At 54.1% G+C, this 7,142-nt stretch carries 7 protein-coding genes; 2 read left to right on the plus strand and 5 right to left on the minus strand.

Translation table 11 applies throughout. The annotated features are described in order from the left end of the window. Nucleotides 1–2: 2 nt before the first annotated feature. From acpS to HXY34_07975, 3 genes are all read right to left on the minus strand, one after another. Nucleotides 3–449 (minus strand): holo-ACP synthase, encoded by a 447-nt coding sequence (gene acpS / locus HXY34_07965; protein ID NWF96067.1) that lies wholly within the window; start codon nt 447–449, stop codon nt 3–5. A 62-nt stretch (nt 450–511) separates the two neighbouring features. Next, nucleotides 512–1,981 carry a DEAD/DEAH box helicase family protein gene (locus tag HXY34_07970; protein ID NWF96068.1) on the minus strand — a complete coding sequence of 490 codons (1,470 nt, stop codon included), beginning with the start codon at nt 1,979–1,981 and terminating at the stop codon, nt 512–514. A gap of 185 nt (nt 1,982–2,166) precedes the next feature. Further along, entirely contained in the window at nt 2,167–3,012 is an 846-nt protein-coding gene (locus HXY34_07975) for a hypothetical protein (protein NWF96069.1), read from the minus strand. Between the two features lie 89 nt (nt 3,013–3,101). Between HXY34_07975 and HXY34_07980 the strand changes: the two genes are divergently transcribed. Together HXY34_07980 and HXY34_07985 are read left to right on the plus strand one after the other, a co-directional pair. Next, a complete protein-coding gene (locus HXY34_07980) occupies nt 3,102–3,281 on the plus strand; it encodes a hypothetical protein (GenBank protein ID NWF96070.1) in 180 nt (59 codons plus the stop codon). Next, nucleotides 3,278–4,507 carry an NAD(P)/FAD-dependent oxidoreductase gene (locus HXY34_07985; GenBank protein NWF96071.1) on the plus strand — a complete coding sequence of 410 codons (1,230 nt, stop codon included), beginning with the start codon at nt 3,278–3,280 and terminating at the stop codon, nt 4,505–4,507. The genes HXY34_07980 and HXY34_07985 overlap by 4 nt, the downstream gene beginning before the upstream one ends. 191 nt (nt 4,508–4,698) lie before the next feature. Here the strand turns inward: HXY34_07985 and HXY34_07990 are convergent, their stop codons facing one another. Together HXY34_07990 and HXY34_07995 are read right to left on the minus strand one after the other, a co-directional pair. Beyond that, nucleotides 4,699–5,808, minus strand: coding sequence for a hypothetical protein (locus tag HXY34_07990; GenBank protein NWF96072.1), 1,110 nt, complete (start codon nt 5,806–5,808; stop codon nt 4,699–4,701). Between the two features lie 132 nt (nt 5,809–5,940). After that, nucleotides 5,941–6,489 (minus strand): nitroreductase family protein, encoded by a 549-nt coding sequence (locus tag HXY34_07995; protein ID NWF96073.1) that lies wholly within the window; start codon nt 6,487–6,489, stop codon nt 5,941–5,943. Nucleotides 6,490–7,142 lie beyond the last annotated feature (653 nt).

Here is a 7,142-nt window from a genome sequence, read left to right on the forward strand (position 1 = left end):
TGTCAATCTCCTCCTATCAAGAGACCGTGGGCAGCAACATCACGCTCATGTCGTAACTCTAACGGGTCCGGGACATATCCGGGTCTCACGGCAAGGGCGACAGCAACAGCCCAATCGCATGTGTGGGATATGCTGACTGTCACTTCGCGTCCCGCCAGCAGCCTTGGACGCACTTCCGGAGCCCCATCCATCTCATGTGTGATCTCGATGTTGTGTAGTGAGAGACCCTTGGGAGACCCGAGTGCCTTTAGAACAGCCTCTTTGGCTGCGAAGAGCCCCGCAAGATGAGGTGCTGGGTCGCCATATTGACTGCAGTAAGAGCGCTCTTCATCACAGAACACACGTCGAAAGAAACGCGAGTCGGGGGCAATCTCGCGAATCCTCTGGACGTTCACTATGTCAGTACCAATCGAGAATCCAGCTATGGACTCCAATTCCAGCACTCTCATTGACAACGGGCTCTGGCCTAGCTGACTCCGTGAGGTCTTATAATCGTAATGCAGTGTGTGTGTCAGCGAAGCGATTCCGACTCCGTCTGCATGATTGCCGATGACCACGGGTACTTCTCCACAATGGAACTCATGAGACGAGTCACTTTGCGCTCCTCTGATGTGCCAGAATAGGTGAGCAGGATGACCAGACCCCCCCGAGTACGTTTGACCTTCTGATACATGGTCTTGGTTGTGTTGATAACGTCGCACACGACCATCACCTGGGCATGAGGAATGTCAAGGTCGCGTTCACCCACCGGAGACATCACCAGCACTCGCACTGCCTCATCCTCTCTGAAGGCCCTGAGCACCTCACCCTTGTTAGTGGTCTGCCCTGTGAGAGCAAGGGAGTTTAGACCAGAGCGCTCGAGCAGAGTCTGGATGTCCTTTACCATCTCAAGATAGGAGGTCAGGACAAGCACCTTCTCGAATCTCTTCGCAATGGCCAGAACTCTGACGGCCTTTGATGAGACCTCCGGAAGAGACCTTCTGAGCTGTGAGAGATTGAAATGATGCTTGACTGGCTCCTCGTAGAACATCCGTATGAATCTGCGTGGAGGCATCCCATAGACATACTTCCTGAGCATGAGGAGACCTCCATACTGCGACTTCAGTTCGTCGCTGACTGGAAGAGTGTCCAGTAGCAGATAGATTCTCCGAGAGTCACCTTCTATTAGCCCGAGATTGTCACTCTCTTCGAGCTCATTGACTATCTGCTGACGGCAGTCTCGAATGAGCTCATCAAGAACAATTGAGACCGAGCGTACCTTGATGTCTGTAACCCGCTCCATCTGCAACAGTGTGGGTTCTATGTAGTCACTCACATCGGTGCCATAGAGGTCCTCCATTGAGATGAGCACTGCGTTGGGTATGTATTCTCGAAGGGTTGCGAGTTCTTGACGGATCTCAACCTGATCTTTACTGAATACAGCGTGGTCGTCACGGAGCGTACCCGACATCCCAATGATCCACTTGTCCTTCAGTTGGGACAGAAGCGTAGGCCACGGGTATACTAAAGCGGTGAGGCCCCCAGAGCGTCTGACAAGAGTGTCGACCTCGTTTATCAGGACAGCATCGATACCGCTCGCAGCCTCGGGATGACGTTCCAGTACTCCAGCGAGTACCTGTGGAGTGGCTACAATCACACGCTTTTCGTTGAGCCACCTGACACGAAGCCCTGTCGGAGTGCGTGATGAGAGCTCGCCCAGCTCATCGTCCAGACCACCATACTCGCCACGCAGATACTGAACGGTCTCAACCAGTGATGACGAAGAGTGAACGACTATCAGGAAGCGGAGATTAGGAAACCTCTGTGCAACAATCTGATGTGTGATGAATCGCTTTCCCAGACCGCAGTCCAGCTCAAGCAATAGGTTTGAATTCCGATTCTCTACTGTCTTCTGAAGAATGTACTCCTGGTAGCCCCTTGGCGTGTACCTCTTGCTCGTGCCAGACATCTCCATCATGTGTAGTAAAGTATGCGTTTTCAACTCATCTCAAGGCCTGAGTACCTCGGTGAGTGAAGGCCTTTGAAGCACAGACTCGTGCGTTGCACCATACGCTATGAAGCCTACGGATGGCATCGATACTCAAGACGCTCTCCGCACATACACGTCGCTCTGTCTCCAGCGTCCGGAGGCGCTTCATTGTGCAGGAGAGTTGCTGCATGAGTGATTCAGATGTGCTCACCGTTCGCAGGGGTGTCGGTCACCCCCGCGTCATGAGTCGCGCTTGGTGGCATCTGAGGGGCAACGGTCACACGGGGAATCACCTTACCGTGTATCCAGATGCTATTTGACGGGATGACACAGTCCTTTGGCACTGTGCTGTTAGCCCCGATGATGACATTGTCTCCGACTGTGACACCGGGCAACACTACCGCGTTTGCGCCCACAGTCACACCATTGCCTAGGCGCACGGTCTTCAGATACAGCCGATCACCCTCGTACACATGCCCGCTAAGAATGGCGTCGTAGCCAAAGAAGCAGTTGCTGCCTATCACGGTTCGTTCAGGGTTGAACAGACGACCATTACCAACGACCGTGTTTGGACCAATTTGCGCTCCGAATGCCATGTGACGTGGCTTCGTGTCCATGAAGACACTGAAGAACCATGCGAAATATGGGAATATGACGTAGTAGACCTGTTTGAACTCGTATATCAGCCACTCGCCGGTCTCCATGGGGTAGTATCCGTCCTTGAGTTCAGGAATGCCCCTTCGGGACAACTTGAACATACCAAGCAGAAGACCAAGGAATATCGCGTAGCAGAAGAACAAGATAGGCACGAGAAGCAACAGGAACCAGAAGCGGTCATAGAAGATCTCGGGAACCAATGAGCCGAGCAAGCCCCTCACATAGCCCGGGATGGCTGTCAGAGGTCCACCATGTGCTGTGAACACAGCATCGATGCTCTGGTAGGCAATGAGCAGGAGTATGACGGCCGGAATTGCTGCCACGGTTATACTGACTAGGATGGAGAGGATCATGTATACCGCGTAGAACACAACCTTGGGCTTCATTGGTTGCTCATCTTCAATAAGGTCTAGTCCTCTCTTTGAGGAGTTCCCTTTTAATGTAGTGCAATTGCACCAAACCAGTCTGCAGCGATTTGAGCCACGTATATGCGCCCATGATTGATGTTGACCTTGTCATTAGTCATCCGATGCGGGCTGCAGAGCAGAGGATAGTGGCCACGAGCAATGAATACCGTAACCTCGTCGTGTCTGAGATGTCATGGAAACAGATAAAGAGCCATCTCACGGGTCCTGAGAAGGCGAAGACACCATGACGCATGACCTCATAGTTGTCGGAACGGGTCCGGCCGGACTGAAGACTGCAGAACACGCAGCTGCACTGGGGCTCAAGCCACTAGTATTGGAGAAGCGAGCCAGAGTGACCGACTCGCTCATGGGCGAGCTTGTCACAGAGAAGGCACTTCGGCTGCTGGGGGTGAGGCCGGACAGCGAGTACGTGGGGAACAAGTTCACGGCAATAGTGGGGGAGAGCCTCGACACGGGAGCCAATATCGTCGTAGACCGGAGTCTGCTGGGCAACTCGTATCTGTTGGACGAGGACAGATGCCAAGAGCTCATGCGCGACAGGGCGTTATCCAACGGAGCCGAGTTCAGATACAACACGAGAGTGTCATCGGTTATCAAGAAGGACAATGCTGTCATTGGTGTGAGCTGTGCGAATGGCGAGCAGATGATGTCAGGCCTCACAGTGGGAGCTGATGGTTCCTACAGCAGGGTCTCAGCAACCGCAGGGTTCACCCATCCGAAGTGGCTCCTGAGCTACGGCTACAGATACAAACTTGCTGGCTGCAGGGGACTGGACCCCGGGACGGCTTACTTCTTCGTTGGTCGCGACGTGGGACTCGGCTATCTCTGGCTCTATCCCCGCTCAGAGACTGAGACCAATCTTGGCATTGGTCGGGTTCCATCATCAAGGGACAACTGGCAGAGACTGCCCCCAATGATGGACGTGCTCAAGAAATACATGAAGACTCATCCGGAGACACAGAATGCCAAGATAGTATCGGTAAATGGAGGCGTCGTGCCCTGCGCGGGAATCATTCCCCGTTTCACCGGTGCAGGTGTGGCGCTATGCGGAAACGCTGCAGGTCAGGTCTCATCGATTGTGGGAGGAGGAGTTACCACATGTCTGCACGCAGGCAGGCTCCTAGCAAGACACGCAAAGAGAATCGTTGATACCGGGGACTACTCAGCGAAGAGTGTTGGAATGTACGAGAAGGAATACAGGCGCACCAGACTTGCACACAACATTCAGAACACAGGCAAGGGCATGTGGGCAGTGTCAAAGTATAGCCGGCTCAATGACCCGATTGAAGCAGCGGAGATAGTCCTTGGCCAACTGGACGCCAGGACGCTCAACGAGATGATTCAAGGGCATGCGTCTCCAGCGACACTGATCTCACTGCTCACAGACTTTCTGCCGATGGTCGCGCGAATTGGACGTGGCTATCTCAAGAGTGTCGCGGTGAGTGGACTCTGAATTCTGCGAGCCCCACACGGGAATAGAGTCAGCTCACAGGACAAGATTGAGAGGAGAGCTGCACCGGACTCGCCTCTTCTTTGGTACAATGCCGACAGTATGTGCGCCGGGGAGGCATAGTGGAGTCTCGTCTGATGGATGGTGCGCCGTCAGGAATCCAAGCGCTCTGATCGAGCAACAGCGGGATTGCGTCACTGTTCGTGCGATGGTGTGACCTCGACCGCGGTCGGCGTGGACTCCTTCACAACCCAGTCAGTACTACTGGACAGGACATGGAATATGTCGGCAGAAGCGGCTTCGAAATCCTCGTAGAGGCCGTACTCGCCTCCTGCAGCGTAAGGATGTCCGCCGCCCTTGAACAGCTTTGCGGCCTCGTTGCAACTAACATTCTCCCGTGTCCTACGGAATCCCAGCATCCCGCCCGGACTGAGCGTGACCAATAGGTCGGCCGCCCTTAGACCTTGATAGATAGACCTGAGATTGTTCTCATCGGAGGCAAAAGTACCCAAGTCCGTAGTGGTGACCCCAAGCGGTATCTCGACCACTCTGACGAGACGCCCGTGTATATCCATATCACGATGACCTTCAAGTGCCTTCCTCATCTTCTTCAACTTCTCCTTCCGGTAGTTCGACACTCTCCGTTCAAGCAGGTCATCCTTGAATCGTCCCGCCTGTTCATTCCACAGCCCTGCGATGCCTTCGTCAATCAGCTTGTCCAGCAGAGACCGGAGGGCCTGGGTCACGTCCTCCTTGCGCTCTATAGCTGAAAAACGAATCACAGAGAGAGCATCCGTCAGAGCTGTCGCGGCATCGATCTGTCTGAGGTTGAAGTCTGTGTCGTGTGCTATCCGTGCGAGTGACTCTGAGACCGGGTCGTCAGGCATCAGTACCCTGAATGCAATCTCAGCTGCACAGAGGTCATGACGCATCTTCAATACGGGCTTGTTGCCCAATGACAGTACGACCTTGAGACACTTCTCAGGCCATCGATGATGGTCAAGCCAGACGACTCTGCAGCCCTGCGCCACTGCACGTCTTAGAGCCTCACTTACCAGGCCGACAGATTCAATATCGATGCCGAGGTCTGTGACGACTATCAGAGTGTTTCTCAGTCCAGCGACCGTGGAGAAGGCATTCCCAAAGGACCCATAGTCGGTCAGCGAGACAGCATAGGGCAGACCATTCTTCTTCGCATAGCGGCAGGCTATGGCTGCGGAGGCCAGCCCGTCCACATCCTTATCGTGTGACACTGACGCTAGTGCGGATATGGCCGGGGACTTTCGCTCTGTTGTCTCGGTCATGTGAAGTCAGACTTACCCGAGTGCTCTGCCTTTTGATTCTTGTTCTTTAGTAGTTCAATTTGCGCAGTGACAGCAGACGGACACTCGGACATGCTCTCCATCGGTCATCTGCAGGTTGGTGCATTAGGTGCTTTACCACTTGTTCCAGTGCACGACCTCCGAGAGAGGCCTTCTTGTCGACCGCTGCAGTTCCTTCTCACGAGTCGCATCATCAAGAGTGGACAGGTCTGCGGCATATCCGAAGAAGACAACTGTGACAATCCGGTATTCATCTGGTATCCCAAAGCTCTTCTTGAGCATGGCTTCGTCCCAACCAGCTATCGGGTGGCCCATCAGACCAAGATGCACTGCTTGAAGCAACATGTTCTCGACAGCAAGCCCCACGTCCATCATGAAGTACGGAAGGCCATGTGCTGGACAACCGCCGTCTTCTTTCGCAGCAACCAGTATCATCACCGGTGCCTTCTTCCCATAGGCATTACCACGACTGAGAGCCTCGTGCCCTGCTGCAAGGGCCTCCGGTGTCCTCAGTACCACAAAGTTCCAAGCCTGAGTGTTGCTGCATGACGGTGCCAACCGACCGGCCTCAAGTATTGACTCGAGTTCAGCATCGCCTACCGGCCTGTCTGAGTATGCTCTACCACTTCTTCGTTCCCTGATCTCTCTCATCACGCGGTCCATCTTATCTACCCCTAAGGTTGTTGTTGGTTCGGCTGAGTCGGACGCAGGAGTCTTGTCACACTTAAGGGAAGACAGGAGACGCGAAACGCTCGGATGCCCGACAGACCCAAGCCCGCTCAGCTCATGGGCTGATGCCGCGACTACTCACTTCACTTCCATCACTGTGCCGCAGTGACTCGGGATTGGTTGATGACCACACACCGGTCCCATCCAGCAGACAAGCTCGCTGCCTTCCTTATGCATTTCCTTCCCACAGTGCACTGGCACAGGAACTGACTTACCACACTTAGGACAGACTAGTCGCGCCATCTGTATCACTACCCGAATAAGAGATAAACTATCTTGAACTAGGATGTCATGACATATGAACCTTAGCATCTGGCGGCGAGCGCCTATGAGTATTCAAGTTCTTGTTGATCTCTCCGAAGTTGTCCGTTACCATGAGCCAGTAGGGGCGATGCACGCAGTGTCAAACAACTCGTTCCACTCCGAAACCTTTTCTTACGACTGTGAGGCGGGGGTTAGCAGCAGCTGCCCAGAAGTTGGACGATCTTGGACATCGCTGCGTGGTGCATACGTACCTCCGTGCGGGAACTGAGAGCTCGCGGTCGGCTCGACACCTCACGAGACCTCGAGGAGTGACCCCAGTGCCG

It is taken from the genome of Candidatus Thorarchaeota archaeon (assembly GCA_013388835.1).
Classification (GTDB): domain Archaea; phylum Asgardarchaeota; class Thorarchaeia; order Thorarchaeales; family Thorarchaeaceae; genus JACAEL01.

What these genes read in the sequence shown, in the direction of transcription:
- acpS (NWF96067.1), bottom strand. Translation starts at nt 449, where the DNA reads ATGAGAGTGCTGGAATTGGAGTCCATAGCTGGATTCTCGATTGGTACT.
- HXY34_07975 (NWF96069.1), bottom strand. Translation starts at nt 3,012, where the DNA reads ATGAAGCCCAAGGTTGTGTTCTACGCGGTATACATGATCCTCTCCATC.
- HXY34_07985 (NWF96071.1), top strand. Translation starts at nt 3,278, where the DNA reads ATGACGCATGACCTCATAGTTGTCGGAACGGGTCCGGCCGGACTGAAG.
- HXY34_07990 (NWF96072.1), bottom strand. Translation starts at nt 5,808, where the DNA reads ATGACCGAGACAACAGAGCGAAAGTCCCCGGCCATATCCGCACTAGCG.
- HXY34_07995 (NWF96073.1), bottom strand. Translation starts at nt 6,489, where the DNA reads ATGGACCGCGTGATGAGAGAGATCAGGGAACGAAGAAGTGGTAGAGCA.